At 73.6% G+C, this 26,169-nt stretch carries 23 protein-coding genes; 18 read left to right on the top strand and 5 right to left on the bottom strand.

Going from position 1 to position 26,169, the window contains the following annotated elements; all coding sequences use genetic code 11:
• Positions 1-33 precede the first annotated feature (33 nt).
• From ACF07V_RS03930 to ACF07V_RS03915, 4 genes are all read left to right on the top strand, one after another.
• The gene (locus ACF07V_RS03930) at positions 34-216 is read left to right on the top strand and encodes a DUF1272 domain-containing protein (RefSeq protein ID WP_392151259.1); all 183 of its coding nucleotides are present in this window, start codon (positions 34-36) and stop codon (positions 214-216) included.
• Positions 217-319: 103 nt separating this feature from the next.
• Positions 320-2,056 (top strand): arginine decarboxylase, encoded by a 1,737-nt coding sequence (locus ACF07V_RS03925; RefSeq protein WP_392151258.1) that lies wholly within the window; start codon positions 320-322, stop codon positions 2,054-2,056.
• Positions 2,057-2,102: 46 nt separating this feature from the next.
• Positions 2,103-3,701: a class I adenylate-forming enzyme family protein gene (locus ACF07V_RS03920; RefSeq protein WP_392151257.1), complete on the top strand. Its 1,599-nt coding sequence runs from the start codon at positions 2,103-2,105 to the stop codon at positions 3,699-3,701.
• A 111-nt stretch (positions 3,702-3,812) separates the two neighbouring features.
• Entirely contained in the window at positions 3,813-4,874 is a 1,062-nt protein-coding gene (locus tag ACF07V_RS03915; protein WP_392151256.1) for a DMT family transporter, read from the top strand.
• Between the two features lie 94 nt (positions 4,875-4,968).
• Here ACF07V_RS03915 and ACF07V_RS03910 read toward each other — a convergent pair whose 3' ends face one another.
• Complete coding sequence (locus ACF07V_RS03910) at positions 4,969-5,631, bottom strand: ScbR family autoregulator-binding transcription factor (protein WP_392151255.1); 663 nt, start codon at positions 5,629-5,631, stop codon at positions 4,969-4,971.
• A 121-nt stretch (positions 5,632-5,752) separates the two neighbouring features.
• Between ACF07V_RS03910 and ACF07V_RS03905 the strand changes: the two genes are divergently transcribed.
• Genes ACF07V_RS03905 through ACF07V_RS03895 form a run of 3 tightly spaced genes read left to right on the top strand, consistent with a single transcriptional unit; the run spans position 5,753 to position 7,913 of the window.
• On the top strand, positions 5,753-6,742 hold the full coding sequence (locus ACF07V_RS03905) for a ScbA/BarX family gamma-butyrolactone biosynthesis protein (protein ID WP_392151254.1): 990 nt from the start codon (positions 5,753-5,755) through the stop codon (positions 6,740-6,742).
• Between the two features lie 53 nt (positions 6,743-6,795).
• The gene (locus tag ACF07V_RS03900; protein ID WP_392151253.1) at positions 6,796-7,164 is read left to right on the top strand and encodes a LysR family transcriptional regulator; all 369 of its coding nucleotides are present in this window, start codon (positions 6,796-6,798) and stop codon (positions 7,162-7,164) included.
• On the top strand, positions 7,161-7,913 hold the full coding sequence (locus tag ACF07V_RS03895; RefSeq protein ID WP_392151252.1) for an HAD family hydrolase: 753 nt from the start codon (positions 7,161-7,163) through the stop codon (positions 7,911-7,913). Before ACF07V_RS03900 ends, ACF07V_RS03895 begins: the two co-directional genes overlap by 4 nt.
• 373 nt (positions 7,914-8,286) lie before the next feature.
• Here the strand turns inward: ACF07V_RS03895 and ACF07V_RS03890 are convergent, their stop codons facing one another.
• Complete coding sequence (locus ACF07V_RS03890; RefSeq protein ID WP_392151251.1) at positions 8,287-8,865, bottom strand: TetR family transcriptional regulator; 579 nt, start codon at positions 8,863-8,865, stop codon at positions 8,287-8,289.
• A gap of 159 nt (positions 8,866-9,024) precedes the next feature.
• Between ACF07V_RS03890 and ACF07V_RS03885 the strand changes: the two genes are divergently transcribed.
• A complete protein-coding gene (locus ACF07V_RS03885) occupies positions 9,025-10,302 on the top strand; it encodes an acyl-CoA dehydrogenase family protein (protein WP_392151250.1) in 1,278 nt (425 codons plus the stop codon).
• On the opposite strand, the gene ACF07V_RS03880 is transcribed toward ACF07V_RS03885, so the two are convergent.
• Entirely contained in the window at positions 10,269-10,493 is a 225-nt protein-coding gene (locus ACF07V_RS03880; RefSeq protein ID WP_392151249.1) for a hypothetical protein, read from the bottom strand. The two genes, ACF07V_RS03885 and ACF07V_RS03880, sit on opposite strands and share 34 nt — an antisense overlap.
• Before the next feature lie 128 nt (positions 10,494-10,621).
• On the opposite strand from ACF07V_RS03880, the gene ACF07V_RS03875 reads away from it, so the two are divergent.
• Complete coding sequence (locus ACF07V_RS03875) at positions 10,622-11,938, top strand: hypothetical protein (protein WP_392151248.1); 1,317 nt, start codon at positions 10,622-10,624, stop codon at positions 11,936-11,938.
• Positions 11,939-11,967: 29 nt separating this feature from the next.
• On the top strand, positions 11,968-12,126 hold the full coding sequence (locus ACF07V_RS03870) for a hypothetical protein (protein WP_392151247.1): 159 nt from the start codon (positions 11,968-11,970) through the stop codon (positions 12,124-12,126).
• On the opposite strand, the gene ACF07V_RS03865 is transcribed toward ACF07V_RS03870, so the two are convergent.
• Positions 12,123-14,621, bottom strand: coding sequence for an FtsX-like permease family protein (locus ACF07V_RS03865; protein ID WP_392151246.1), 2,499 nt, complete (start codon positions 14,619-14,621; stop codon positions 12,123-12,125). The two genes, ACF07V_RS03870 and ACF07V_RS03865, sit on opposite strands and share 4 nt — an antisense overlap.
• A 234-nt stretch (positions 14,622-14,855) precedes the next feature.
• Here ACF07V_RS03865 and ACF07V_RS03860 point away from each other — a divergent pair, with 234 nt between their 5' ends.
• The 8 genes from ACF07V_RS03860 (at position 14,856) to ACF07V_RS03825 (ending at position 25,112) form a co-directional block, all read left to right on the top strand.
• Positions 14,856-15,647, top strand: coding sequence for a TIGR03084 family metal-binding protein (locus ACF07V_RS03860; protein WP_392151245.1), 792 nt, complete (start codon positions 14,856-14,858; stop codon positions 15,645-15,647).
• On the top strand, positions 15,644-17,368 hold the full coding sequence (locus ACF07V_RS03855; protein WP_392151244.1) for an acyclic terpene utilization AtuA family protein: 1,725 nt from the start codon (positions 15,644-15,646) through the stop codon (positions 17,366-17,368). The genes ACF07V_RS03860 and ACF07V_RS03855 overlap by 4 nt, the downstream gene beginning before the upstream one ends.
• Positions 17,365-18,963: an acyl-CoA carboxylase subunit beta gene (locus tag ACF07V_RS03850; RefSeq protein WP_392151243.1), complete on the top strand. Its 1,599-nt coding sequence runs from the start codon at positions 17,365-17,367 to the stop codon at positions 18,961-18,963. Before ACF07V_RS03855 ends, ACF07V_RS03850 begins: the two co-directional genes overlap by 4 nt.
• Positions 18,964-18,970: 7 nt before the next feature.
• Positions 18,971-20,890 carry a biotin carboxylase N-terminal domain-containing protein gene (locus tag ACF07V_RS03845; protein WP_392151242.1) on the top strand — a complete coding sequence of 640 codons (1,920 nt, stop codon included), beginning with the start codon at positions 18,971-18,973 and terminating at the stop codon, positions 20,888-20,890.
• Positions 20,887-22,020 (top strand): acyl-CoA dehydrogenase family protein, encoded by a 1,134-nt coding sequence (locus ACF07V_RS03840; RefSeq protein ID WP_392151241.1) that lies wholly within the window; start codon positions 20,887-20,889, stop codon positions 22,018-22,020. The genes ACF07V_RS03845 and ACF07V_RS03840 overlap by 4 nt, the downstream gene beginning before the upstream one ends.
• A gap of 196 nt (positions 22,021-22,216) precedes the next feature.
• Positions 22,217-23,794, top strand: a complete 1,578-nt coding sequence (locus ACF07V_RS03835) for an AMP-binding protein (protein ID WP_392151240.1) — start codon at positions 22,217-22,219, stop codon at positions 23,792-23,794.
• On the top strand, positions 23,791-24,525 hold the full coding sequence (locus ACF07V_RS03830) for an enoyl-CoA hydratase family protein (RefSeq protein WP_392151239.1): 735 nt from the start codon (positions 23,791-23,793) through the stop codon (positions 24,523-24,525). The genes ACF07V_RS03835 and ACF07V_RS03830 overlap by 4 nt, the downstream gene beginning before the upstream one ends.
• A complete protein-coding gene (locus ACF07V_RS03825) occupies positions 24,513-25,112 on the top strand; it encodes a TetR/AcrR family transcriptional regulator (RefSeq protein WP_392151238.1) in 600 nt (199 codons plus the stop codon). Before ACF07V_RS03830 ends, ACF07V_RS03825 begins: the two co-directional genes overlap by 13 nt.
• On the opposite strand, the gene ACF07V_RS03820 is transcribed toward ACF07V_RS03825, so the two are convergent.
• A complete protein-coding gene (locus ACF07V_RS03820) occupies positions 25,109-26,146 on the bottom strand; it encodes a M4 family metallopeptidase (protein WP_392151237.1) in 1,038 nt (345 codons plus the stop codon). The genes ACF07V_RS03825 and ACF07V_RS03820 overlap by 4 nt on opposite strands.
• Positions 26,147-26,169: the final 23 nt, after the last annotated feature.

Here is a 26,169-nt window from a genome sequence, read left to right as displayed (position 1 = left end):
CGTTCTCAGTCGTACGAGGAGGGGGAGCCGATCATGGCCCTGGAGATGCGAGACCGGTGCGAGCGCTGTGAGACGGCGACCCTGACGGCGGACGGGCCCGCGCGGATCTGTTCGTACGAGTGCAGCTACTGCGTGCCCTGCGCCGACGCGATGAACGACGTCTGTCCCAACTGCGGCGGCGAACTCGTGGCCCGTCCGCGCCGGGCCTCCGCCTAGGGCCTCCTCATCGCCGCTGGTCGGCCGGGGGGTCCTCCCGGCCGTCCATCAGCTTCACTGATGATAGTTGATACCTTCGCGAAGGTTTTTATTTCATGGGTCCATGACCGCATCCACCAGCTCCACTCCGGAGCCGGCGACACTGCCGGCTCGCTCCGGGGCCTACCCGGACGGCAGGACCCCCCTCGCCGACGCCGTGCTCGCAGTCGCCCGACGTGACATCGCCACGTTCCACGCGCTGCCGCTCTCGCACGGCCGGTCTATCCGCGACTCCCACATGCGGGAGACCTACGAGGCGCTCTTCGGCGTCGCGCAGCTCGCGGCCGACGTGTCCTACAGCGGCACGATGCTCGACTCCTTCTTCCGGCCGCGGGGACCGCTCCGCGAGGCCCAGCGCCTGGCGGCCCGCAGTTTCGGCGCCGACGCCACCTTCTTCCTCTCCGCCGGCACCAGCACCGCCAACCGGGTCGCCCTGACCGCGCTGACCCAGCCCGGCTCCCGCGTCCTCGCGGACCGCTCCTGCCACCAGTCGGTGCACTTCGCCCTCAACTCGCTCGGCGTCCAGGTCGCGTACGCCCCCATGCAGCGCTGCTGCGACGGCTGCCCCCGGACGTACGCCGACCTGCCCCGGCTCCTGGAGATGTTCCGCGCCGCCGCGGCCGAGGGCCGGCCCTTCGACACCGTCGTCCTCTCCGCCGTCTCCTACGACGGCGTCCGGTACGACCTGCCGACCGTCCTCGCCGAGCTCGCCGCCGTCCACCCCACCGTCTCCGTCCTGGTCGACGAGGCCTGGGGCGCCGCCCACCGCTTCCACCCCCGGCTGCGCCCGCTCACCGCGCTGCACGCCGTCGAGGCGCTGCGCGCCGCCGACCCCCGGCTCGCCATGAACGTGGCCGTCACCCACTCCGCGCACAAGTCGATGTCGGCGCTCCGCCAGGGCTCCTACCTGCACCTCATCGGCGACGGCGAGGCCCAGGAACGCACCGCGCAGGCCCTCTTCCAGCACCACACCACCTCGCCCAGCTGGCCCGTCCTCGCCAGCCTGGACCTGGCCCGGCTCCAGGCCGAGACCGAGGGCGAGTCGCTCCTCGGCCGCTCCCTCGGGCTCGCCCGCACCCTGCGCGTCGAACTCGCCACGGACCCGCGGCTCTCCGCGTACCGGCCGCTCGGACCCGACGGCCACCTCACCGACGCCGCGCAGCTCGTCAGCGACGACCCCACCCGGGTCCTCGTCGACATCAGCGCCCTCGGCATCACGGCCGCGGACTTCCGCCGGATGCTCTTCGACGAGTACGCGCTGTACGTGGCGCGGGAGAGCGGCGACGCCGTCCTCTTCCACATCCACATCGGTGTGGACGAGGCCACCCTGCTGCGTCTCCTCGACGCCCTGCGCACCATCCAGCGCACCTACCGGAGCGCCTCCGCGGCCCTGGCCACGGGCACCTCCGAGCACTTCATCATCGCCTACCCGCCCGGCATCCCCATCACGGTGCCCGGCGAGAAGCTCTGCGAGCGGACGCTCAGTCAGATCGACACGCTCCGCTCCAGCGGCTGCGAGATCTACACGCTGCGGAACCCGACCGTCTCCGCCCGTGAGCTCGCCGTCCAGGCCGCCGCCACCGGCTCCGTACCGGCCACGGCCGACCACCTGACGGCCGACCACCTGACGGCCGACCACCTGACGGCCGACCACCTGACGGTCGAGAGCCTCACCGCCGAGAGCCTCACCGCCGAGAGCCTCACCACCGAGCAGCTCGCCGGTGCCGCCGCCGCCGTCTCGGCCACCGGCACCACCGCGGCCACCGTCACGGCCGCCGCGACCGCCGTCGCCACCGGCTGATCCCCACCCCGATCCCGAGGCCCGACCACCCCGAGGAGAGAGATCCATGATCAAGATCGCGGACATCCGCAAGCACGCCGCCCGCTGGCCCCAGCGCGTCGCCGTCGTCGACGGCGAGACCCGCATGACCTGGGCGAGCTTCGCCGACAAGGTCAGCCGGGTGGCCTGCGCCATCCAGGACCTGCTGCCCGAGGCCCGGCCCGCCCGCGCGGTCTTCCTCGCCGAGAACAGCTGGGAGCTGGTGGTCTCCATGGCCGCCGTCAGCTCCCTCGGCATCCCCTGCGTCGGCCTCGACTACACCGCCGGGACCGTCGCCACCGCCGCCGCGCTCGACCAGCTGGAGCCGACCGTCGTCATCACCTCGAAGGCCCACCGCGGCCTGGTCGAGGAGTGCGGCTGGCCGGGCGGCCGGGACATACTCGACATATTCATCGACAGCGAGCCCGTGGGCCTGCCCGACGGCCAGACCGTCTCGGTCAGCTTCACCGACCTCCTCGTGTCGGCGCCGGGCGAACCGCAGCCGGTGGAGCAGCCCTTCGAGGCCTTCTCCTTCACCTCCGGCACCAGCGGCGTCCCCAAGATGGTCGTCCGGCGCACCTCCTTCGAGGCCCGCCGCTTCGCCGACCTCGTCGACCAGTACGCCTTCGACGAAGAGGACGTCCACCTCGTCACGGTGCCGCTCTACCACGCCTCCGGGCCGGGCTGGGCGCGGATCTTCCTCACCCTGGGCGGCACCGTCGTCCTCGGGCCGCACGACGACGCCGAGGAGCTCATCCGCATCATCCAGGACGAGGGCGTCTCCACCACCCTCATGGTGCCGCCGGTCCTGGCCCGGGTCGTCGCCCACCCGAACTCGGAGCACCTGCACAAGACCTCCCGCCTGCACTTCGTGCTCTCCGGCGGCCGGCACCTCAACCGGTGGGTCATCAACAACGCCTGGGACCGCCTCGGTCCGGTGCTCCACCTCTACTACGGGACGACCGAGACCGGCGTGAACGTCATGATCGGCCCCGAGGAGCTGCACGTGGCGCCCTGCCGCTCCGGCCGCCCGATGCCCGGCAACACCGTCGTCGTCCTCGACGCCGACAACAAGCCGCTCCCGAAGGGCAGCCGGGGCCGGGTCGCCATCGCCAGCTACCAGCTGATGGACAGTTACGCGACGAGCGAGCCCGACTTCATGACGCTGGACTACGGCGGCCGTACGCAGCGCTTCCTGCTCACCGGCGACAGCGGGCTCGTCGACGAGGCGGGCCGGCTCGAACTCACCGGCCGCAACGACGGCGTGGCGAAGGCCGAGGCGGGCAAGCCGCTCGACGTCAACATCTTCGGCCTCGAAGCCGATCTGATGGACCTGCCCTGCGTCCGCGAGACGGCCGTCCTGCGGACGAAGCTCCCCGGCGCGGGCGAGGTGCTCGTCGTGCCCTTCACCCCCGTCGCGCCCGAGCGGCAGGAGAGCGGCTACCGGGCGGTCAGCGCCGCCTGCGCCCGCCGCGTGCCCTGCCTCCCGGCGTACGTCGTCCCCGTCGACGCCATCCCGTACAGCCCGACCGGCAAGGTCCGGGCCGCCCAGCTCCTGGAGTCGGTCCTGCCGCTGCTCGACATCCGGCCCGCGGAGTCCCGCGAGCCGGAGCCGGTCGGGGTCTGATCCGCCCGTCCCCCGTCCGGGGGCCGGGTTCCCCACCCCCTCCGCAGGACCCGGCCCCTCCCCTCCCCGCACCTCCCACTCCCAGCCGGCTCAGGCCCGACAGGAAGACTCATGAACAGTCAGAACACGTACACGCGAGGCGTTCTCCTCTGCCTCCTGGCCACGGTGTCCTGGGGCGCGATGTTCCCCCTCATGGACTCCACCCTGAAGCACATCGACCCCTTCACCTTCACCGTGATGCGCTACACCATCGCCGGTGCGATGTTCCTGGTCTTCCTCCGCCTCCGCGAGGGCAGGGCAGGGCTGCGTCTCAAGGGCGAACGCATCGGTCTGGCCTGGCTGTTCGGCACGGCCGGCTTCGCGGGCTTCCAGTTCCTGGTCTTCTTCGGCCAGGACCTCATCGGGGCGCGGGGCGCGCTGAACGCCTCGATCATGATGGCGACCATGCCCATGATGGGCTTCCTGGTGAACTGGGTGCTGAAGAAGGTCGTTCCGCCGAAGTTCTCGCTCGTCTTCATCGCGATGTCCTTCGTCGGCACCATCCTCGTCGTCTCCGACGGTGACATCGGCTCGCTGATCGCCGACCCGAAGACGGCCGGCGCCGACGCCCTGCTGCTCTTCGCCGCGCTGTGCTGGGTCGTCTACACCTCGGGCGCGAGCTACTTCCCGACCTGGTCCCCGATCAAGTACACGGCCATCACCACGGTCCTCGGCCTCGCCAGCGCCGCCGTGATCACGGCGGTCATCCTGGCCACCGGCGGCGTCCCGGTCCCGACGGCGGGTGCCGTGGGCTCGATCCTTCCCCAGCTGGCCTACATGAGCGTCATCGCCGGCTTCGTCGGTGTCCTCGGCTGGAACTTCGGCAACCGCTACCTCGGCCCGCTCAACGGCGTCCTCTTCATGGACGTGGTGCCGATCACCGCGTTCGTGATCTCCGCCCTGACCGGTGTCGTCCCGGCCGGCATGCAGATCGTCGGTGCCTCGCTCACGGCGGCCGCGCTGGTCTTCAACAACCTGTACCTGCGCCGGGTGGCCGCCAGGGCCGCCGCGGCGGCACCGGCCCCCACGCCGGTCGTGGCCTCCGGTTCGGCCTCCGGTTCGGCCTCCGGTACGTCCTCCGGTACGGGCTCCGCTTCCGCTCCGGCGCCGGTCGCCTCGGGCAGCAGGTCCTGACCGGTCCCGACCCGCTGAACGCGTACGGCGTGGCCTCCCACACCCGTGGGGGGCCACGCCGTTTTCCCCTCTCTCACGGCGGGCACGCGGCTGATCAGCCGCGCAGCCCGTCGAGGAGGACGGACCGCAGCTCCTCGTGCCGCTCGGTGAGGTCCTTGCGCCGGCTGAGGACGTCCGAGATGTGCTGCATGCCGAAGAAGGCGGAGACCAGGACGCGGGCCGCCGCGCGCGGTTCCACTCCTGCCCGCAGTTGCCCCGCGTCCCGGGCCTCCGTGATCAGCCGGGTGAGGTAGTCCTCCCAGCCGACGTACGGCTCGGGCAGCTCGGCGTCGATGAGCGCCCGCTCGATCTGGAGCCGGGCGCCGGCCTGGACGACGATGTCGGTCGCGAACGCCCGGGTGACCGTGTCGAGGACGGCGGTGAGCGTGTCGAACGGCTCCTCGTGGTTGCCCTCGGCGCCCTTGAGGATCTCGGGCCAGCGCGCGTAGTGCTCCTGCACGACCGCGACGGCCAGGGCCTCCTTGTTCGTGTAGTGGAAGTACACCGCCCCCTTGGTCATCTCCGCGCGTTCGGCCACGTCCTGAAGGGTGACGGTCGCGTAGCCGCGCTCGGCGAAGAGCTCGGCGGCCGACTGGAGGATGTGCACCCTCGTGCGCCGGGCGCGCTCCTGCTTCGGTTCGCTCCGTTGCTTCGGGTCGGTGCTCCGCTGCTTCGGGTCGGTGCTCCGTTGCTTGGGTTCGCTTCGGGGTGTCGCCATGCCTGTCCGCCTCTCTCGTTTCTACGCCTTGCAATATACATTCCCGAAGGTATATTTCTTGCTGCCGAGGGGCCACCGAGGTCCCTCGTCGCCACGATGCTTCACCTTGAGGGGGATAAGGATGTCCATCGGTGTGCTGCAGACCGCGTTACCCGTCGAGCCGCTCGCGCCCGTCGAGTCCCTGGAGTCGCTGATCCGGGAGGCCAAGGAAGGGCTGAGCTTCGACCGCACGATCTCCCGCAGGTTCGTGCACCGCGCCTCGGTGACGGAGGTCTTCCTCACCGACGCGGTCGTCGCCGGGTCCGACCGCTTCCTGGTCGGCGCGCAGCTGCCCCGGAACCACGCGCTGTACCGCCCGGAGGAGACCGGGCAGGCCGACTTCATGCTCCTCGTCGAGACCGTCCGGCAGGCCGGCATCTTCCTGAGCCACCGCTACCACGACGTGCCGCTCGGCCACCACTTCATCTTCAAGGCCCTGTCGCTGCACATCAGCGACCCCGCCGCCCTCCGGGTCGGCTGCGGGCCGCTCGCGGCGGTCCTCGACGTCAAGGTCGTGACGCCCGCCGGAGCGCGGAACCCGCGCCGCTTCGACGCCCGCTTCGACATGGTGATCGAGGTCGGCGGCCGGGAGTGCGCCCGCGCCTCCGCCGGCGTCGTCGTCATCGACGGCGTGCGGTACGGGCGGCTGCGGCAGCGCGGCCGGATCACGGGGACCACCGGCCCCGACACCTCCGCGTACGGGGCACCCGAGGGCGCCGCCGACGACCGGGCCGTCCTGCGCCCCGTACCCGCAGAGGAGGCCCTGACCAGGCCGGCCGGCACGCGGGAATGGCGGCTGCACGTCGACCCCACCCACCCCGGCTACTTCGAGCACCCCTCGGACCACGTGCCCGGGATGCTGCTCCTTGAGGCCTTCAGGCAGGCGGCCCGGCAGACGGCGGGAGACACGGCGCTGACCACGCTGACCTCCCTGAACGCCGACTTCGCCGTCTTCGGCGAGCTCGTCGAGGCCGTGGCCGTCGAGGCCGCGCCGACGGAGGACGGCCGGGTGCGCCTCACCGCGACCCAGGGAGGACGCGTCCTCGCCACGGCCGTGGCCCGGTGCGCGTGACGGTACGACGGCACGGTCGAGGGAAGAACGGACGAGCGTAGAAAGGCAGAAGGATGGAACTCCAGCACTTACGGGCCTTCCGCGAAGTGGCCCGGGAACTCAGCTTCACCCGCGCGGCCCACAACCTGCACTACTCCCAGCCCGCGGTGACCGCCCAGATCAAGGGCCTCGAAGAGGACATGGGAGCCTCGCTCTTCCAGCGGCGCGGCAACCGCTCCGTGGAGCTCACGCCGGCCGGTGCCCGCCTGCGTCCGCTGGCGGAACGGATCCTCGAACTCGTCGAGACGGCGCAGTACGAGATCGCCGACCCGGCACCCTCGGTGGTGGACCGGCGGACGGCCCCGCAGACCGGCATGACCGGCCGTTTCGGTGAGGCCCGCCGCGCCGACAGCCGTCTCCTCGGCAGAGGGGGCAGAGCATGAGCCTCGCTCCCGCCCGGGCCGCGTTCTTCGACGTGGACGAGACCCTGATCACCTGCAAGAGCATGGCCTGCGTTCTCGCCCGGTACTGGGGGCGCGGCGAGGTCGCCGCCCGCAGGCTGGCCGCGGCGCGCGCCTCGCTCCAGCGCCAGATCCGTGAGGGCGTGCCCCGCGAGCAGGTGAACCGTTCCTTCTTCCGCTTCCTCGCCGGCAGTCACCTCGACGACCTGGAGGCCTCCGGCCGGGAGTGGTACGAGAAGGCCCGCGCGGGCGGGCTGTTGCACACCCCCGTGTACGAGGCGCTGCGCCGCCACCGGGACGCCGGCGACCTGATCGTCCTCGTCTCCGGAGCCTTCTCCGCCTGCCTCGACCCCCTGGCCCGGGAGGTCGGCGCCGATCTCGTCGTGTGCACCGTGCCCGAGGTGACCTCCGAAGGAGTGCTCACCGGGGAACTGTCGGGACCGCCCATGATCGGCGAGTCCAAGGCCGAGGCCGCCCGCCGCATCATGACGACCTTCGGCCTCGCCGCCGAGGAGTGTTTCGTGTACGCCGACGACGAGAGCGATCTGCCGCTGCTGCGCTCCGTCGGTCATCCGGTCCTGGTGGGCGACGGACCGATCTCCGCGCCGCCGTCGGAGACGGCGTCCTGGTCCTGGCTTCCGGGCCCGGCGCCGGTGACCCCGGCCCCCTCCCCAGCCGCTTCCCCGGCGGCCGCGCGGCCCGCGCACACGCCCGCGCCACGGGCGGCTTGAGGCTCCGGACCGGTGCGCGGACCTTTCCGCCGCCGCGGCCCGTCACGGACGCCCTGTCGATCGCCGAAGCCTCGCCCGTACGGAGACCCCGCCGCCGCGGTGGCTCCGGGGGAGCGGTACGCCTCCGCCCCGTGCGGAGCCCGCGTGGCCTGCGTGACCCGCGTGACCCGCTCGACCTGGGGGCCCTTCCGTAACCCGCGGACCCCCGCCGCGGCGCCCGTGGACCTCCCGCGACCCGCGGACCTCCCGCGACTCCCTTGATCCCACCGCGACATGCGCACCCCCACGCACGCGGCCCCACACCCCCACGCGCGCAGCCCCACATGCGCGCCCCCCACGCGCACGCCCCGCCCGGGTCTCTCCTCCCGCCGTCTCAGCCGCCGCGGGAACCCGACAACGCGGGCTCCAACAGGTCCCACACCTCGCTCACCAGCTCGGCGGGACCCGTCGTGTCCGTCGCCGTCACCACGGCGGGGGCCCCGACGAGGAGGGCCACGACGAGCCGGGCCAGCAGGTCGGCCGGGTGGGTGGTGCGGACGGAACCCTCCTCCTGGCCCCTGCGGACCAGGACTGCCACGACACGACAGAGCTCGCCGAGCGGGACGGGCGAGGTGCCGTCGGCGCGGGCCGCGTCCATGACCAGGCGCAGTCCGGCGGCGAAGGGCACGTCCTCGTGCACCCGGCGGGTGAGGTCGACGAGCAGTCTCCGCAGGGTGGGCAGTGCCGCGCCGCTCTCCTCCGCCTCGCCGGCGGCGGTGGCGAGGGCGTCGGCCCAGGCCGACTCGAAGGACCGGGTCAGTTCGCCGGCGAGATCGGCTTTCGAGGAGAAGTGCCCGTAGAGGGCTCCCTTGGTCAGTCCGGTGCGGGCCGTGATGTCGGCCAGGTTCGTCCCCGCGAATCCGTGCAGGGCGAACTCGGCGGCAGCCGCGCCGAGCACCAGGTCATAGGTCATGCGGGCCCTGTCCTGTTGCCTCACCGAGCGTCCGCCTCCTTCCGCTGTAGCGGCCCTCCATGGCGTTCATGACGGGCTCTCAGAAAATACCTTCCGGACCGAATCTTTTGCTACTCGCATCAGTACCACCACTGAACCTCCACGCAAGGAGTACTCGTCATGACCGTCGTCGACGCCGCCGCCTCCCTCGCCGCGCCCGCCTCCCTCGCCGCGCCCGCCGCCCCCGCCTCCCTCGCCGCGCCCGCCGCGCCCGCCGCGCCCGCCGCGCCCGCCGCGCCCGGCCACCTCCGGGCCGCCGCCGCGCGCCATGCCGAGGAGGCGGAGCGGACCGGCCGGCTCCACCCCGAGGTCGTCGCGGCGATGACCGCCGCCGGTCTCGCCCGGCACTTCGTGCCCCGCCGCTGGGGCGGTACGGCCGGAGGCTTCGTCGAGCTGCTCGGCACCGTCGCCGGAGCCGGCGCGGCCTGCGCCTCCACCGCCTGGTGCGCGGTGCTGCTCGCCGCCCACGGCCGCCTCGCCGCGCACCTGCCGCCCGAGGGGCAGCGCGAGCTGTGGGGCGACTCGCCCGACGTGCGCGTCGCTGCCGCGATCGTGCCCCCGGCCGGCCGGCTCGTCCGGGCGCCCGGCGGCTGGAGACTCTCGGGGGAGTGGGCCTTCGCCAGCGGGGTCGAGCACGCCGACTGGGTCCTCCTCGCCTCCCTCGACCACTCGGGAGGCGGGGCCCCCGCGTACCGGGTGCTCGCGGTGCCGCGCGAGGAGGTCGGGATCCGGGAGACCTGGGACGCGGTCGGGCTCCGCGCCACCGGCAGCCACAGCGTCACGGTCGACGGGGTGCACGTGCCCGAGCACCGCACCTTCCTCCGCGAGGTCCTGGTGAGCGGCGTCTCCGACGCCGGTGCGGCGCCCTGCCACCGGGTGCCGTACCAGCTGGTCGCCGCCCTCCTCTTCGCCCTCCCCGCGCTCGGCGCGGCACGCGGGGCCCTGGACGCCTGGACCGGGCTCGTCGGCCCGCGCCGCCTCCCCGACGGGCGGCCGCTCACCGACGACCCGACGGTCCAGCAGACCCTGGCGCGCTGCTCGGCGGAGATCGACGCGGCCGGCCTGCTCCTGGAGACGGCGGCGGCCAGAGCCGACGGCGGGGCGGCGGGGGAGCCGGGAACCGCCTTCGACCCGCGCGACACGACGCTCGCCGCCCTCGACCCGCGGGACGTGGTGGTCGCCGCCGCCCTCAACCAGCGGGACGTGGCCCTCGCCGTCGACCTCCTCACCGGTGCCGTCGAACGCCTGATGCGCACCGGCGGCGCTCGCGGCCTCCATGCGGGCGGCGGCCTGGAGCGCGCCTGGCGCGACATCCACGCGATCGCCGCCCACGCCGCCCTCCAGCCCGCCCCGGCGGCCGCCGCCTACGCGGCGACGGTCTTCCCGCCGGCCGTCTGACCGCCGCCCCCGCCGGCGGGCGGCTGCGGCGGCCCGCCGTTCCCGCGCCAGGCGGCGTAGATGCCGGAGACGGCGACGGCGATCGTCGCCAGCGACTCCGGCGCGACGCCGCGCAGGACGAGGGCCGCGCCGGTGACGAGCACGGCGAGGAAGGCGACGAGATCCTGAACTCGCTTGCTGTTCTTGGCCATTGGTGGGCTCCCGGCTCTCGGTGGATGATGTCGGGACCAGGCTCTCCGAGGGGCGGGGCGCTGCGGCAGGTGCAGCGGTGCTGCCGTACGACTGGCAGCACGCGCGGATGCGGGAACGGGGCGGTGGGATGACCGAGCTGAGGCCGATCGAGGACGCGAGCTCGCCCGAAGTCCGGGCGCTCGCCCAGGCGTTGAGGGACCTGTTCAAGGGGCTGCGGGTCTCGGCCCGCCGGTACGGGATCCGGCGCTCGTACGACTCCGGCACGGTCTCCCGCTACCTCGCCGGGCGCCGGCTGCCGCCGTGGAAGTTCGTCCTCGACCTCGTGCACGACGTGGCCGAGGAGCGGGGCGCCCTGCCGACCGAGGAGACGGTCGCGATGCTCCGGGCGCTGCACGCGGCGGCCGTGAACTCCGGCAACGGCGCCACCCACAAAGTGCAGTTGCTGGAACGCCAGCTGGCCGAGGCCGATCGGGAGGCCCGTGGTGCGGCCACCCGCGAGAGGGTCCTGGAGGAGGCCCTCCAGGACCGCGAGCACCGCATCCGTGACCTCCAGCTGCGGGAGCGCGAGCTGCGGGCGGGCGCGGCCTCGTTCGGCGCCGTCGGTGGGGGGCCCTCCCTCGATGAGTACGCCCGGCTGCGCGAGGAGATCCAGGACCTGACGGCCGAACTGAGCCGCGTCCGGGACCTCCACCGCCAGGCGGAGGAGCGGTGCGAGCGGTTGGAGCGGCGCCTCGCCGAGGCGGAGGGGCTCGCCGGGCGGGCGGGCGACGCCGCCGTGCTGCCGGGGGTGGAGGCGGGCGTCGGTGCGGTGGCGTTGGGCGACGTGCACGTGATCAACAACTACGGGAGCTGGGAGGGCGGGGGCTGGGAGGCAGACGAGGAGTACGCCTCCTCGGTGAGCGTCCGGCTCTTCGAGGGTGAGGAACACGTCGGCAACGGCCTGCTCCTCGCCCCCGACACGGTGATCACGGTCGGCCGCCTGTGGGGCGAGGGGGAGCAGGCCGACTGGGGCCCCGTCGAGGCCGGCCTCGGAGAGCGGCGGGTCCGGGTCGATCCGGAGGCGGTGCACCACTGCCCCCGGCTCTCGGAGATCGGTCTCCGGGACGGCGCCGTCTCGGTCACGGTGCTGCGCCCGGTCGAACCCCTTCCGGCTCCCGGGCGGGCGCCGGCCTTCGAGCGGCGCCTCGCGCCCGGCAGCAGGCTCTTGGTGAGCGCGCACGGGAAGCAGGGGCCGTACTCGTGCCTCGTCGACGTGAAGGGCCGCTCGGGCGACTGGCTGCGCCTGGCCGGTGAGCTGACGTACGGGCTGGTGGGAGCACCGGCGTTCTCCCGGAACGGGGCACTGGCGGGCCTGTTGATGCCTGCGGCGGGCGACCGGGAGCGGGGAATACTGCTTCCGGTCGCCACGCTCGATGCCCTCGTCGGTGACCTGCTCGGCGGGTAGCCCGGTGGGTGGCGCGGCGGGTGGGGCCGATGGTGCTCGTGGGGACGGTCGCCTGGGTCACCGCCGTCGGGGACGGCATCGATCTGATCGACGACGCCCCCGGCACCCTCCTCCCGTTCCGCTCCCTCGCCCTCGTCGTCGGCGTCACCGCCCTGGCCTCCCTGCTACGGAGGAAGAAGGGGACCTAGGCCGCATGGAGTGCGTCCACGACCACCATGCGGCGGACCCTGCGGGCCGGCAGGACCGAGGCCGCGACGCCCGTCAGGACGGTGGCCGCGAGGAGCGCCAGGATCGTCAGGGCCGTGCCGCCCGAGGAGGCCAGGGCCTCCAGGGGCGAGACGTGGCCCATCAGGACGGAGCGGGCGGCCAGCGTCCCGTAGACCAGGCCGAGGACCGTTCCGGCGAGCGCCCCGGTGAGGGCGAGCAGCACCGACTCCAGGGTCAGCATCCTGCGGAGCTGCTCGCCCGCGAGGCCGATCGCGCGGAGCATCCCGAACTCGCGGGTGCGTTCCTCCACCGTCAGCATCAGGGTCGCGGCGACGCCGAGCGCGGCGATCGCGATCGAGAAGCCGAGCAGGACGGTGACGACCAGCATCATCCGGTCGAGCATGGAGCGGATGAGGTCGGCGTCGGAGCCGGTGTCCGCGATCCGGATCTCCGGGTGCGGGGCGAGCGCCCGGTCCACGGCCGCGCGGGCCGCGTCGTGGCCGGTGTCGCCGGCCGGGTTGAGCAGCACGGTGGAGACCGTCGAGGCGCGCGGCGCGAGCCGGTCGAGGGTGGCCCCCGTGACGTACACCGTGGCCTCGGGGTAGAGGGAGACGGGGAGGGCCGCCGCGCCGGTCACGGGCGTGAGCCGGGTGCCCGAGACGGTCAGCTCCCGGCGCTGCGTGAGGGTGATCGCCTCGCCGTCCCTGAGCGCGCGGGCCGCGCCCACGCCTTCCGCTTCGGGGTTCAGGCCGGCCGGGTCCGCGGCGGCGACGACCGTCTTGCGGCCGTCGACCGTGAGGGTCGCGGTACGGACCGGGGTGACGGTCAGTCCGTGTTGTGCGCGCAGCGCGGCGATCGCGTCGGCGGGCACCCGGCCGGTGTCCGTGTCGAGGGCGAAGACGGCCGGCATGCGGTTCGCGAGCATGCTGTCCAGGCCGCCCTCGGCCGCTCCGATCGCCGTCACGGCGGAGACGGCGACGGTCACGCCGACGAGCATCGCGGAGGAGGCGGCGGCGGTCCGGCGGGCGTTGGCCCGCAGCTGCTGCACGGACAGCCTGCCGACCGTGCCGAACGGGCGGCGCAGCGCGAGCCCGAGCAGTCCGACGAGCGGCGGCAACAGGTACTGGGCGTACCGGAGTACGGCGAAGAACGTGAGGATCGCTCCGGCCGTCACGGCCGGCAGGGAGAGGGCCGAGCCGCCGAACGCCCCGAGCGCGAGCAGTCCCGTGCCGGCGACGAGCATCAGCACCGACACCGCCTCGCGGACGGCCCGGCTGCCCGGCTCCGGCAGCTGCGCCGAGCCGCTCGCGGCGAGTGCCGCGACGGGCGGCACGGCCGCCGCGGCCCGGGCGGGCTTGCGGACGGCCCACAGGGTGAGCAGCACCCCGAAGACCCCGGCCAGGCCGAAGGTCCACGGGCCCGGCACGAGGGAGACCTCGATCGGCCCGAGGTCGGCGAGGCCGTTGATCGCCGCGGTGCCGAGCGCGCAGGCCGCCCCGCCCGCCGCGAGCCCGGCCGCGGAGGCGAGCGCGCCGAGCAGGAGGCCCTGGCGGCGGATGATCCGGAGGAGCTGGTCGCGGTCGGTGCCGACGCAGCGCAACAGGGCGAGCTGGCGGGCGCGTTGGGCGAGGACGACGGAGAAGGTGTTGGTGACGACCATGCGGGCCACGGCCATCGCGATGAGGACGAAGGACAGCGCGGCGGTCATGACGACCGCGTACAGGGTCCTGGCGCCCTGGAGGGCCTGGTCGACGGCGCCGGCGTGGGTGTACGCGGACACCTTGCCGCCCACTGACCTCTTGGCCGCCTTCGCCACCGCGAGCGCGTCCGCGCCCGGTGCGACGGAGAGGTCGAGGTGGGTGGCCCGTACCCCCGTCGCGTACGTCTTCGTCTGCGCGTACGGGACGCCGATCGCGGGCTGCGAGCCGAGGGCGGCCGACGCGGAGGTGTCGAGCAGGCCGGTGAGCCGGACGTCCGCCGTGCCGCCGTCGGCCTTCGTCACCCGTACGGTGCCGCCGGGTTCGGCGCCGACGCGTTCCGCGCTCTCCCGGTCGAGGACGACCTCGCCCGGGCCCTCGGGCCAGCGGCCGGCGTCCAGGCGCTGCCAGCGGAGGGCCGGGTCGGCGGCGATCGAGGTGACCAGGGCCCGGTCGTCGAGCGGGCGTCCGGAGGGGGCGATCACGTTGGCGTGGCCGGCCAGGCGTTCCGCCACCGACGTCACCTTCGGCACCCGGGCGGCGCGCGCGGCCGCGCCGGCGGGCAGGGTTCCCTCGGTGCCGTCCGGGACGACCTGGACGGCGGCGTCGCCGACGTCGGCCGCGGCGGACTGCTCGTAGGACTGGACGAGGGCGCCCGCGCCGCCGACGGAGAGGACGAGGAAGGCCACGCCGACGGCGACGGCCGATCCGGTCAGTACGAGGCGGCGCAGCTGGGCCCGGAAGTCCTTGAGGGTGAAGGTGAACAGTGACGACGACATGCGGTCCACGCTAGGAGGGAGGGAGGGGCGAACGCGGCCCCGCCGAGCAGGATTCGGGGTCATACCGGAGGGGGCACGACGACGCCCCCGCGTACCTCTCGGGGATGACCCCTCCGCCGTGGCGGGGGCGCGGCGGAACAGAAACTAAAGCAAGCATGCTTGATTGTTTCTGGTCCCGCTGGCATGCTCCTGCGCGAAGGCCCGTGACCGCCCGTCCCCCGAGGGGAGCGCACCGTGTCCGACCCCGTCGACGTCCTCGACGACCTGCGCGACGAGAGCGAGGAACTCGACTCCCTCGTCGCGGAGTTGACCGAGGAGCAGTGGGGTGCCCCGACCCCCGCCCCCGGCTGGACGATCGCCCACCAGATCGCCCACCTCGCCTGGACCGACCGGGCCGCCCTCCTCGCCGCCACCGACGCCGACGCGTTCGCCGCCGAGACCGAGAAGGCCCTCGCCGCCCCCGACCGCTTCGTCGACGAGGGCGCCGAGGAAGGCGCGAAGCTGCCGCCCGCCGCACTCCTCGCCCGCTGGCGCACCGGCCGCGAGCAGCTCCAGGAGGCCCTGCGCGCGGTCCCGCCCGGGGTCAGGTTCCCCTGGTACGGGCCGCCCATGAGTGCCCCCGCCATGGCCACCGCCCGGCTGATGGAGACCTGGGCGCACGGCCAGGACGTCGCCGACGCCCTCGGGCTCGTCCGCACGCCCACCGCCCGGCTCCGGCACGTCGCCTGGATCGGCCACCGGGCCCGCGACTACGCCTTCCTCGTCCGGGGCATTCCGGCGCCCGCCGACCCCTTCCGCGTCGAACTCGTCGCTCCCGACGGGCAGATGTGGACGTACGGCCCCGAGGGCGCCGCCCAGAAGGTCACCGGACCGGCCCTCGACTTCTGCCTCCTCGTCACCCAGCGCCTCCACCGCGACGACACCGCCCTGATCGCCGAGGGCGCGGACGCCGAGCAGTGGCTCACCATCGCCCAGGCCTTCGCCGGCCCGGCCGGCGGCGGCCGCGCCGCCAGGGGGGATGCATGAAGAACGTCCTCCGCGTCGGCAACGCCTCCGGCTTCTACGGCGACCGCTTCGACGCCGTCCGCGAGATGCTCACCGGCGGCGAACTCGACGTCCTCACCGGCGACTACCTCGCCGAACTCACCATGCTCATCCTCGGCCGCGACCAGCTCAAGGACCCCACGGCCGGGTACGCGAAGACCTTCCTGCGCCAGATGGAGGAGGGCCTCGGCCTCGCCCACGAGCGCGGTGTCCGGATCGTCGCCAACGCCGGCGGCCTCAACCCCGCCGGACTCGCCGACGCCCTGCGCGCCCTCGCCGCGAAGCTCGGACTGCCGGCCCGGATCGCCCACGTCGAGGGCGACCGGCTGCCCGCCCGCGACGGCGCCCTCGCCGCCAACGCCTACCTCGGCGGCGCCGGCATCGCCGCCTGCCTCGCCGCGGGCGCCGACGTCGTCGTCACCGGCCGTGTCACCGACGCCGCCCTCGTCACCGGCCCCGCGCAGTGGCACTTCGGCTGGGGCCCGGAGCAGTACGACGAGCTCGCGGGCGCGGTCGTCGCCGGGCACGTCCTGGAGTGCGGCGCCCAGGCGACCGGCGGCAACTACGCCTTCTTCCGGGAGCACGACGTGCGCCGCCCCGGCTTCCCGGTCGCCGAACTCCACGCCGACGGGTCCTCCGTCATCACCAAGCACCCCGGCACCGGCGGCCTCGTCGACATCGGTACGGTCACGGCCCAGCTCCTCTACGAGACGGCCGGCGCCCGCTACGCAGGACCCGACGTGACCGCCCGCCTCGACTCCGTACGGCTCACCCAGGAGGGCCCCGACCGGGTCCGCGTCGAAGGCGTACGGGGAGAGGCTCCGCCCCCCGCCCTCAAGGTCGGGCTCAGCAGGCTCGGCGGCTTCCGCAACGAGGTCGTCTTCGTCCTCACCGGCCTCGACATCGAGGCCAAGGCGGCCCTGCTCCGGGAGCAGCTCCAGGACGCCCTCGCGAAGAACCCGCCCGCCGAGGTCCGTTGGGAACTCGCCCGCACCGACCGGCCCGACGCGGACACCGAGGAGACCGCGAGCGCCCTGCTCCGCCTCGTCGTCCGCGACCGGGACCCCGAGAAGGTCGGCCGCACCGTCACCGGGGCCGCCGTCGAACTGGCCCTCGCCAGCTACCCGGGCTTCCACGTCACCGCCCCGCCCGGCAAGGGCGCCCCCTACGGGGTCTTCGAGACCGGGTACGTGCCGGCCGGCGAGGTCCCGCACACGGCGGTCCTCCCCGACGGGAGCCGCCGCGAGCTCCCCGTACCCCCGAGGACGCTCGCCCCGGCACCCGTACCCGACCCGGACCTGCCGCCGCCGCTCCCCGAGGGGCCGACCCGGAGGGCACCCCTCGGCCGGATCGCCGGCGCCCGCAGCGGCGACAAGGGCGGCGACGCGAACGTCGGCGTATGGGTCAGGACGGACGAGGAGTGGCGCTGGCTGGCCCACACCCTCACGGTCGAGAGGCTCGCGGAACTCCTGCCCGAGACCGCCGGCCTGACCGTCACCCGGCACCTTCTGCCGAACCTCCGCGCGGTGAACTTCACGATCGCCGGGATCCTCGGCGAGGGCGTCGCCTCCCAGGCCCGCTTCGACCCCCAGGCCAAGGCCCTCGGCGAATGGCTCCGCGCCCGCCACGTAGACGTACCGGCGGCCCTGCTGTCCGACGTACCGGCCGCCCTCCTGCCCGACGTACCGGAGGAACTCCAGTGACCGTCCTCGCCTCCGCCCTCGACACCGGCGGACCCGACTACGCGTCCCACCGCTCGGCGATGCTGGACAAGCTCGCCGCCCTCGACGCCGAGCACGCCAAGGCCCTCGCCGGCGGCGGCGACAAGTACACGAGCCGGCACCGGGCGCGCGGCAAGCTCCTCGCGCGCGAGCGGATCGAGCTGCTCGTCGATCCGGACAGCCCCTTCCTCGAACTCTCCCCGCTCGCCGCCTGGGGCAGCGACTACACCGTCGGCGCCTCGCTCGTCACCGGCATCGGGGTCGTCGAGGGCGTGGAGTGCCTCATCACCGCCAACGACCCGACCGTGCGCGGCGGCGCCTCCAACCCGTGGACGCTGAAGAAGGCCCTGCGGGCCAACGAGATCGCCTACGCCAACCGGCTCCCCGTCATCTCGCTCGTCGAGTCCGGCGGCGCCGACCTGCCCTCCCAGAAGGAGATCTTCATCCCGGGCGGGGCGCTCTTCCGCGACCTCACCCGGCTCTCCGCCGCCGGCATCCCGACCGTCGCGGTCGTCTTCGGGAACTCGACGGCGGGCGGCGCGTACGTCCCCGGCATGTCCGACCACGCCGTGATGATCAGGGAGCGGTCGAAGGTGTTCCTCGGCGGTCCGCCGCTGGTGAAGATGGCGACGGGGGAGGAGAGCGACGACGAGTCCCTCGGCGGCGCCGAGATGCACGCGCGCACCTCCGGTCTCGCCGACCACTACGCCGTCGACGAGGCCGACGCGATCCGCCAGGCCCGCCGGATCGTCGCCCGCCTCCACCACCGCAAGGCCCACCCCGACCCGGCCTTCGCCGAACCCCCGAAGTACGACCCCGAGGAACTCCTCGGGATCGTCCCCGGCGACCTCAAGACCCCCTTCGACCCGCGCGAGGTGATCGCCCGGATCGTCGACGGCTCGGACTTCGACGAGTTCAAGCCGCTGTACGGCACGTCGCTGACCACGGGCTGGGCCCGGCTCCACGGCTACCCGGTCGGCATCCTCGCCAACGCGCAGGGCGTCCTCTTCTCCGCCGAGTCGCAGAAGGCCGCCCAGTTCATCCAGCTCGCCAACCAGCGCGACATCCCGCTCGTCTTCCTCCACAACACCACCGGCTACATGGTCGGCAAGGAGTACGAGCAGGGCGGCATCATCAAGCACGGCGCCATGATGATCAACGCCGTGTCGAACTCCCGCGTGCCCCATCTCTCCGTCCTCATGGGGGCGTCGTACGGCGCCGGGCACTACGGCATGTGCGGTCGCGCCTACGACCCGCGCTTCCTCTTCGCCTGGCCGAGCGCGAAGTCCGCCGTCATGGGCCCCCAGCAGCTCGCCGGCGTCCTGTCCATCGTGGCGCGCGCCTCGGCGGCCGCGAAGGGACAGCCGTACGACGACGAGGCCGACGCCGGTCTGCGCGCCCTGGTGGAGGCGCAGATCGAGTCCGAGTCGCTGCCGATGTTCCTCTCCGGCCGGCTCTACGACGACGGGGTCATCGACCCCCGCGACACCCGCACGGTCCTCGGGCTGTGCCTCTCCGCGATCCACACGGCACCGGTCGAGGGCGCGCGCGGCGGCTTCGGCGTCTTCCGAATGTGAGGCAGTGATGATTTCGACCGTACTGGTCGCGAACCGGGGCGAGATCGCCTGCCGGGTCTTCCGCACCTGCCGTGACCTGGGCATCTCCACCGTCGCCGTGTACTCCGACGCGGACGCGGGCGCCCTGCACGTCCGGGAGGCCGACGCGGCGGTACGGCTGCCGGGGGCCGCGCCCTCGGAGACGTACCTGCGCGGCGACCTCGTGGTGAAGGCGGCGCTCGCGGCGGGCGCCGACGCCGTCCACCCCGGGTACGGCTTCCTCTCCGAGAACGCCGACTTCGCGCGCGCCGTGACCGACGCGGGCCTGGTCTGGATCGGCCCGCCGCCGGCGGCGATCGAGGCGATGGCGTCGAAGACCCGCGCGAAGGAACTCCTCGGGATCGAGCCGCTCACGGACGTCACCGAGGCCGACCTGCCCGTCCTGGTGAAGGCGGCGGCGGGCGGCGGTGGCCGCGGCATGCGGATCGTCCGGGAACTCGCCGACCTCCCCGAGGAGTTGAAGGCGGCCTCGGCGGAGGCCGCGAGCGCGTTCGGCGACGGAGAGGTCTTCGTCGAGCCGTACGTGGAGAACGGCCGTCACGTCGAGGTGCAGCTCCTCTGCGACACCCACGGCACGGTCTGGGCCCTCGGCACCCGCGACTGCTCCCTCCAGCGCCGGCACCAGAAGGTCGTCGAGGAGGCCCCCGCGCCCGGCCTTCCGCCCGGCCTCGTCGAGTCGCTGTACCGGCAGTCGGTGGCGGCGGCGAAGGCCGTCGGCTACGTGGGCGCGGGCACGGTCGAGTTCCTCGTCGCGGACGGGCGGGCGCACTTCCTGGAGATGAACACCCGCCTCCAGGTCGAGCACCCGGTCACCGAGGAGGTGTACGGCGTCGACCTCGTCGCCCTCCAGCTGGCCGTCGCCGAGGGCCGTCCGCTCCCCCCGGAACCCCCGGCCCCGCGCGGCCACGCCGTCGAGGTCCGGCTCTACGCCGAGGACCCGGCACGCGGCTGGGCCCCGCAGACGGGCGTCCTGCACCGCTTCGAGGTCGCCGGGGGAGTGCGCGTCGACACCGGATACGCCTCGGGGGACACGATCGGCGTCCACTACGACCCGATGCTCGCGAAGCTGATCGTCCACGCCGAGACCCGGGAGGCGGCCCTCCGCAAGCTCACCCACGCCCTGGAGCGGGCGGTGGTCCACGGGCCGGTCACCAACAGGAACCTGCTGGTCGCCTCGCTCAGGCACCCCGAGTACGCCCGTGGCGCCGATGCCCTCGACACCGGCTTCTACGACCGGAACCTGCCCGGCCTCACGGCCCCGGCGCAGGGCGAGGAGCACGCGGCCGTGGCCGCCGCGATCGCCGACGCCTCGTCCCGCGCGGGCCGGTTCGGCGGCGGCTGGCGCAACCTCCGCTCGCAGGACGAGACACGGACGTACGGAGACCACGAGATCCGCTACCGGCCGACGAGGGACGGCGGCTACGAGGTCACGTCCCCGGAGGGCGTACGCGTGGTGGACGCGAAGCCCGACTCCGTCAGCCTCGAAGTGGCCGGAGTCGTACGGCACTTCGCGGTCGCCGTGTACGCGGACACGGTCCACGCGGGCGGCCACCGCCTCAGCGTCCGCCCCCGCTTCACCGACCCGCGCGACCAGTCGGCACCCGGCTCGCTGCTCGCCCCGATGCCCGGCACCGTCGTCCGCGTCGCGGACGGCCTGGCCGTCGGCGACCGGGTCACCGCCGGGCAGCCGCTGCTCTGGCTCGAGGCCATGAAGATGGAGCACCGGGTCGTCGCCCCCGCCTCCGGCACGCTCACCGCGCTGCACGCCGCCCCCGGCCGCCAGGTCGAGGTGGGCGCCCTGCTGGCCGTCGTACAGGAAACCGAACAGGAAACCGCCGTCGTACAGGAACACGCCCCGACCGAAGCACAGGAGGAAGACCCCGCATGAGCACCCTCGTCGATTCCCCCGAGCACACCGCACTCCGCGCCGCCGTCTCCGCGCTCGGCCACCGCCACGGACCCGGCTTCGACCGGGCCGAGCTCTGGGCCGAGGCGGGCAAGCTCGGCTACCTGGGCGTGAACCTGCCCGAGGAGTACGGCGGCGGGGGCGGCGGCATGGCCGAGCTGTCGATCGTCCTGGAGGAGGCGGGCGCGGCCGGCGCGCCGCTGCTGATGATGGTGGTCTCGCCCGCGATCTGCGGCACCGTCATCGCCCGCTTCGGGACGGAGGAGCAGAAGCGGGCCTGGCTGCCGGGGCTCGCGGACGGGTCGAAGACGATGGCGTTCGGGATCACGGAGCCCGACGCGGGCTCGAACTCGCACCGCATCACGACGACGGCCACGCGCACCGAGGAAGGCTGGGTCCTGAACGGCCGCAAGGTCTTCGTCTCGGGCGTGGACATCGCGGACGCCACGCTCATCGTGGGCCGGACGTCCGACGCCCGCACGGGGAACCTGAAGCCCTGCCTGTTCATCGTCCCGCGCGACACCCCTGGCTTCGGGCGCCGCCACATCGAGATGGAACTCGACGCGAACGAGAAGCAGTTCGAGCTGACCCTCGACGACGTGCACCTGCCCTCCGAGGCGCTGGTGGGCGACGAGGACGCGGGCCTGCTCCAGCTCTTCGCGGGCCTCAACCCGGAGCGGATCATGACGGCGGCCTTCGCCATCGGCATGGGCCGGTACGCCCTCGCGCAGGCGGTGAAGTACGCGAAGGAGCGCCAGGTCTGGAAGGCCCCGATCGGCTCCCACCAGGCCATCGCGCACCCGCTGGCCGAGGCCCACATCGAACTCGAACTGGCCCGCCTGATGATGGCGAAGGCCGCGGCCCTCTACGACGCGGGCGACGACATGGGCGCCGGCGAGGCCGCGAACATGGCGAAGTACGCGGCGGCGGAAGCCTGCGTGAAGGCCGTCGACACCTCGGTCCACACCCTCGGCGGCAACGGCCTCACCCGCGAATTCGGCCTGGCACGCCTGATCACGGCGGCCCGGGTGGCGAGGATCGCCCCCGTGAGCCGGGAGATGATCCTGAACTACGTCTCCCACCAGACACTGGGCCTGCCCAAGTCGTACTGAGCGTGCCGGGGGTCGCCGCGCCCCTCGGGCAGCGCGGTGACCCCGGTCCTGGGTACCGACAAGGTCTCCGCACCGACGAGGTTCCGTACGGACGAGGTTCCGTACGGACGAGGTTCCGTACCGACGAGGTCTCCCCAAGTACCGCCCGCAGCAGCGATCCTGGCGATCACCTTCCACCTCCCCAGGAGGCACACGCATGGTGTTCCACAGCGCGTACGAGCCCGTTCCCACCGTCTCCCTGCCCATTCACGACGCCGTCCTCGGGCGCGCCGCCGAGTTCGGCGACACCCCCGCCCTGATCGACGGGGCCGGGGAGCTGACCCTCACGTACGGGCAGGTCGACGCGTTTCACCGGAGGGTCGCCGCCGGGCTCGCCGAGGCCGGGGTGCGGAAGGGGGACGTGCTCGCCCTGCACAGCCCCAACACCGTGCTCTTCCCCATCGCCTTCTACGCCGCCACGCGCGCCGGTGCCGCCGTCACCACCGTGCACCCGCTCGCCACGCCCGAGGAGTTCGCCAAGCAGCTCCGCGACTCGTCCGCGCGCTGGATCGTCACCGTGTCCCCGCTGCTCGCCTCCGCCCGCGCGGCGGCCGAACTCGCCGGCGGGATCGAGGAGATCTTCGTCTGCGACCGGGCCGAGGAAGGGGAGGGGACGCGGTCGCTCCAGGACTTCCTCGGGTCCACCGGAGCCGTCCCCGCCGTCGACATCGACCCCGGTCAGGACGTCGCCGCCCTCCCGTACTCCTCCGGCACCACCGGCGTACCCAAGGGCGTCATGCTCACCCACGCCTCGATCGCCACCAACCTGGCGCAGCTGGAGCCCGTCATCCCCATGGGGCCGGGCGACCGGATCCTCGCCGTCCTTCCCTTCTTTCACATCTACGGGCTCACCGCCCTCATGAACGCGCCCCTCCGCTCCGGCGCCACCGTCGTCGTCCTGCCCCGCTTCGACCTCGACACCTTCCTCGGCGCCATCCAGACCCATCGCATCAACGGTCTGTACGTGGCCCCGCCGATCGTTCTCGCCCTCGCCAAGCACCCGGCCGTCGCCGACTACGACCTGTCCTCCCTGGAGTACGTCGTCAGTGCCGCCGCCCCCCTGGACGCCGCCCTCGCCGAGGCCTGCTCCGCCCGGCTCGGGCTCCCTCCGGTCAGCCAGGCGTACGGCATGACGGAGCTGTCGCCCGGCACCCACGTCGTCCCGCTCGACGCCCCGGCGCCCCCGCCCGGCACCGTCGGCAGGCTCCTGCCCTCCACCGAGATGCGGATCCTCTCCCTCGACGACCCCGCCAAGGACGCCGCACCCGGCGAGGACGGAGAGATCGCCATCCGCGGACCCCAGGTCATGAAGGGCTACCTCGGCCGGCCCGACGCCACCGCCGCCATGATCGACGCCGACGGCTGGGTCCACACCGGCGACATCGGACGCGTCGACGACGACGGCTGGCTCTTCGTCGTCGACCGCGTGAAGGAGCTGATCAAGTACAAGGGCTTCCAGGTCGCCCCCGCCGAACTCGAAGCGCTCCTCCTCACCCACGAGGGCGTCGCCGACGCCGCCGTCATCGGCGTCACCGACGCCGACGGCACCGAGATCCCCAAGGCCTTCGTCGTCCGCCAGCCCACCGCGCCCGGCCTCACCGCCGAGGAGGTCGTCGCGCACGTCGCCGCGCGCGTCTCCCCGTACAAGAAGGTCCGCGCCGTGGAGTTCATCGACACCGTCCCCCGGGCAGCGTCCGGGAAGATCCTCCGAAGGGAACTGAGGGACCGCGCATGACTCTGCCCCTGATCGACGTCACCGAGGAGCGGGGCATCACCACCCTCGCCCTGAACTCCCCGGACACCCGCAACGCGCTCTCCGCCCCGCTCGTCACCGAGCTCGCCGACGCCCTCACCGCCTGCGGCAAGGACCCGGCCGTACGGGCGGTGGTGCTCACCCACACCGGCTCCACGTTCAGCGCGGGGGCCGACCTGAAGGCACCGCCCAGCCCGTACGCCTTCGTCGACCTGCTCCGCCAGATCGTCGAGCTGCCGAAACCCGTCGTCGCCCACGTCGCCCCCGGCAGCCACACCCGCGCCGGCGGCCTCGGCCTGCTCGGCGCGGCCGACATCGTGGTGGCGGGCGAGGGCGCGGACTTCGCGCTCACCGAGGTACGGATCGGGGTCGCGCCCGCCGTCATCTCCCTCACCCTGCTCCCCAGGCTGGAGCCGCGCGCGGCCGCCCGGCACTACCTGACGGGCGAGCGCTTCGGCGTCCCCGAGGCCGTCGCCATGGGCCTCGTGACCGCCTCGGACCAGGAACTGGACCGCATCCTCGACTCCCTCCGCGCCGCGTCCCCGCAGGGCCTGCGGGAGGCGAAACGACTGGTCACCGCTAGAGTCCTGGAGACCTTCGAACGCGACGCGGAGGACCTGGTCCAGAGGTCGGCCACGCTCTTCGCCTCCGCCGAGGCGCGCGAGGGGATGACGGCCTTCCTCGAACGACGGGACCCCGCATGGCGGCTCTGACCGCACCCAAGCCCGACCGGAACCCCAAGCAGGACCGCAGCCGCGCCACCCGGCAGCGGCTGCTCGAAGCAGCCGTGTCCTGCCTCGCCGAGCACGGCTGGGCGGGCTCCACGGTCGCCGTCGTCGCCGAACGCGCCGGCGTCTCCCGGGGCGCCGCCCAGCACCACTTCCCCACCCGCGAGGACCTGTTCACCGCCGCCGTCGAGTACGTCGCGGAGGAACGCTCACAGGCCCTGCGGGCGGTCCGCACGGACGACCGCGAACGGGCCGTCGCCGCCCTCGTCGGCCTCTACACCGGGCCCCTCTTCCGCGCCGCGCTCCACTTGTGGGTCGCCGCCTCCGGAGAGGAGCAGCTCCGCGAGCGGGTCACCGAGCTGGAGGCCCGCGTCGGCCGCGAGTCCCACCGCATCGCCGTCGAGGTGCTCGGCGCCGACGAGTCCCGCCCCGGCGTCCGCGAGACCGTCCAGGGCCTCCTGGACATGGCCCGCGGCCTGGGCCTCGCCACCCTCCTGACAGACGACCGCGCCCGCCGGGAACGAGTGGTGTCCCAGTGGGCGCGGCTGGTGAGCGAGGCGCTCAGCGACTAGACGCCCGGGATCGCGCGGGCGCGGAAGGCGTCGCGAACCGCGGCCGCGGCCTGCGTCCCGTACATCTTCTGCGCGGTCGCGACCGTCGTCAGCGCCGCGTCCTTGAAGCTGGTGTCGGCGGCGAAGCCGAACTGCGCGTTCACGATGATCCGGTCGGCCGTGCGGGCCCCGAGCTTGTTCCGGATGTCGAAGAGGGCGCGGGACCAGATCTCGCCGTCCGCGTGGACCTCGCCCGCCCAGTCCGCGTAGGTCTTGGTGCCGTCGATCCGGCGCAGGCAGTGCGGGGCCGCGCTGTAGCCGGTGGAGTCCCAGTCGGCGACGCAGGCCAGGTCGGTCTTCATCGGCCAGCCGTACTTGGTGACCGCGTTCGAGCCGACCTCCACGGCCAGGTAGTCGCCGAAGGCCTCGCCGATCGCGCCGGCCTCCGCGGAGGTGCCGAAACCGGGCACCTGCGCGTTGTGCACCGCGTGGCCGTACTCGTGGACGATCACCTCGGCGTCCTCGGCGTCGTCCACACCGCCCTTGCCGAAGCGGATCTCGGCCTTCTTGTCCGTGAAGAAGGAGTTGTCGGCGCCCCACTGGTTGAGGCGGACCGGCTGCACCCGGTCGTTCGCCCCGCGCAGCTCGGTGCCGAAGCCGAGGCCCTGCAGGTACTCCTGCGCCTCGTTGACCCAGAAGTACGCCATGACCTGCTCGAACTCGTCGTCCGAGCGGTCGTACGCGGCGGCGTCGGCGGCCTTCGCGGGGTTGCCGGTCTCCGAGCGGACGGCGGCCCACTTGCCGGACAGGCCGCCGCTCGCGTCGAGGTTGCGCAGCGTCGCGAGGGCGTACGCGGAGGCGGGGACGTCGCTCGCCGCGTCCTTGTGGTCGGTGAGGGACTGGTCGCCCGAGGACTGGACCGGGTTCACCATGAAGACGCGGGCCTGCGGCGCGGTGGCGGCGGAGGCCCCCGCGGACGGGAGCAGCGCCGCGGTGGCCGTGGCCACGGTGACGGCGGCCGCGGCGGCCAGGCCACGAGAGGTGCGGCGGGTCATGGACATCCTCCTGCGATGGGATG

It is taken from the genome of Streptomyces sp. NPDC015661 (assembly GCF_043077765.1).
Lineage (GTDB): Bacteria > Actinomycetota > Actinomycetes > Streptomycetales > Streptomycetaceae > Streptomyces.
The sequence above is the reverse complement of the archived record's forward strand: the minus strand, read 5'-3'. Positions and strand labels throughout refer to the sequence as shown.

Coding starts and splice junctions, on each gene's coding strand:
- ACF07V_RS03930 (WP_392151259.1), top strand. CDS start 34: ATGGCCCTGGAGATGCGAGACCGGTGCGAGCGCTGTGAGACGGCGACC.
- ACF07V_RS03925 (WP_392151258.1), top strand. CDS start 320: ATGACCGCATCCACCAGCTCCACTCCGGAGCCGGCGACACTGCCGGCT.
- ACF07V_RS03920 (WP_392151257.1), top strand. CDS start 2,103: ATGATCAAGATCGCGGACATCCGCAAGCACGCCGCCCGCTGGCCCCAG.
- ACF07V_RS03915 (WP_392151256.1), top strand. CDS start 3,813: ATGAACAGTCAGAACACGTACACGCGAGGCGTTCTCCTCTGCCTCCTG.
- ACF07V_RS03910 (WP_392151255.1), bottom strand. CDS start 5,631: ATGGCGACACCCCGAAGCGAACCCAAGCAACGGAGCACCGACCCGAAG.
- ACF07V_RS03905 (WP_392151254.1), top strand. CDS start 5,753: ATGTCCATCGGTGTGCTGCAGACCGCGTTACCCGTCGAGCCGCTCGCG.
- ACF07V_RS03900 (WP_392151253.1), top strand. CDS start 6,796: ATGGAACTCCAGCACTTACGGGCCTTCCGCGAAGTGGCCCGGGAACTC.
- ACF07V_RS03895 (WP_392151252.1), top strand. CDS start 7,161: ATGAGCCTCGCTCCCGCCCGGGCCGCGTTCTTCGACGTGGACGAGACC.
- ACF07V_RS03890 (WP_392151251.1), bottom strand. CDS start 8,865: ATGACCTATGACCTGGTGCTCGGCGCGGCTGCCGCCGAGTTCGCCCTG.
- ACF07V_RS03885 (WP_392151250.1), top strand. CDS start 9,025: ATGACCGTCGTCGACGCCGCCGCCTCCCTCGCCGCGCCCGCCTCCCTC.
- ACF07V_RS03880 (WP_392151249.1), bottom strand. CDS start 10,493: ATGGCCAAGAACAGCAAGCGAGTTCAGGATCTCGTCGCCTTCCTCGCC.
- ACF07V_RS03875 (WP_392151248.1), top strand. CDS start 10,622: ATGACCGAGCTGAGGCCGATCGAGGACGCGAGCTCGCCCGAAGTCCGG.
- ACF07V_RS03870 (WP_392151247.1), top strand. CDS start 11,968: ATGGTGCTCGTGGGGACGGTCGCCTGGGTCACCGCCGTCGGGGACGGC.
- ACF07V_RS03865 (WP_392151246.1), bottom strand. CDS start 14,621: ATGTCGTCGTCACTGTTCACCTTCACCCTCAAGGACTTCCGGGCCCAG.
- ACF07V_RS03855 (WP_392151244.1), top strand. CDS start 15,644: ATGAAGAACGTCCTCCGCGTCGGCAACGCCTCCGGCTTCTACGGCGAC.
- ACF07V_RS03845 (WP_392151242.1), top strand. CDS start 18,971: ATGATTTCGACCGTACTGGTCGCGAACCGGGGCGAGATCGCCTGCCGG.
- ACF07V_RS03840 (WP_392151241.1), top strand. CDS start 20,887: ATGAGCACCCTCGTCGATTCCCCCGAGCACACCGCACTCCGCGCCGCC.
- ACF07V_RS03835 (WP_392151240.1), top strand. CDS start 22,217: ATGGTGTTCCACAGCGCGTACGAGCCCGTTCCCACCGTCTCCCTGCCC.
- ACF07V_RS03830 (WP_392151239.1), top strand. CDS start 23,791: ATGACTCTGCCCCTGATCGACGTCACCGAGGAGCGGGGCATCACCACC.
- ACF07V_RS03825 (WP_392151238.1), top strand. CDS start 24,513: ATGGCGGCTCTGACCGCACCCAAGCCCGACCGGAACCCCAAGCAGGAC.
- ACF07V_RS03820 (WP_392151237.1), bottom strand. CDS start 26,146: ATGACCCGCCGCACCTCTCGTGGCCTGGCCGCCGCGGCCGCCGTCACC.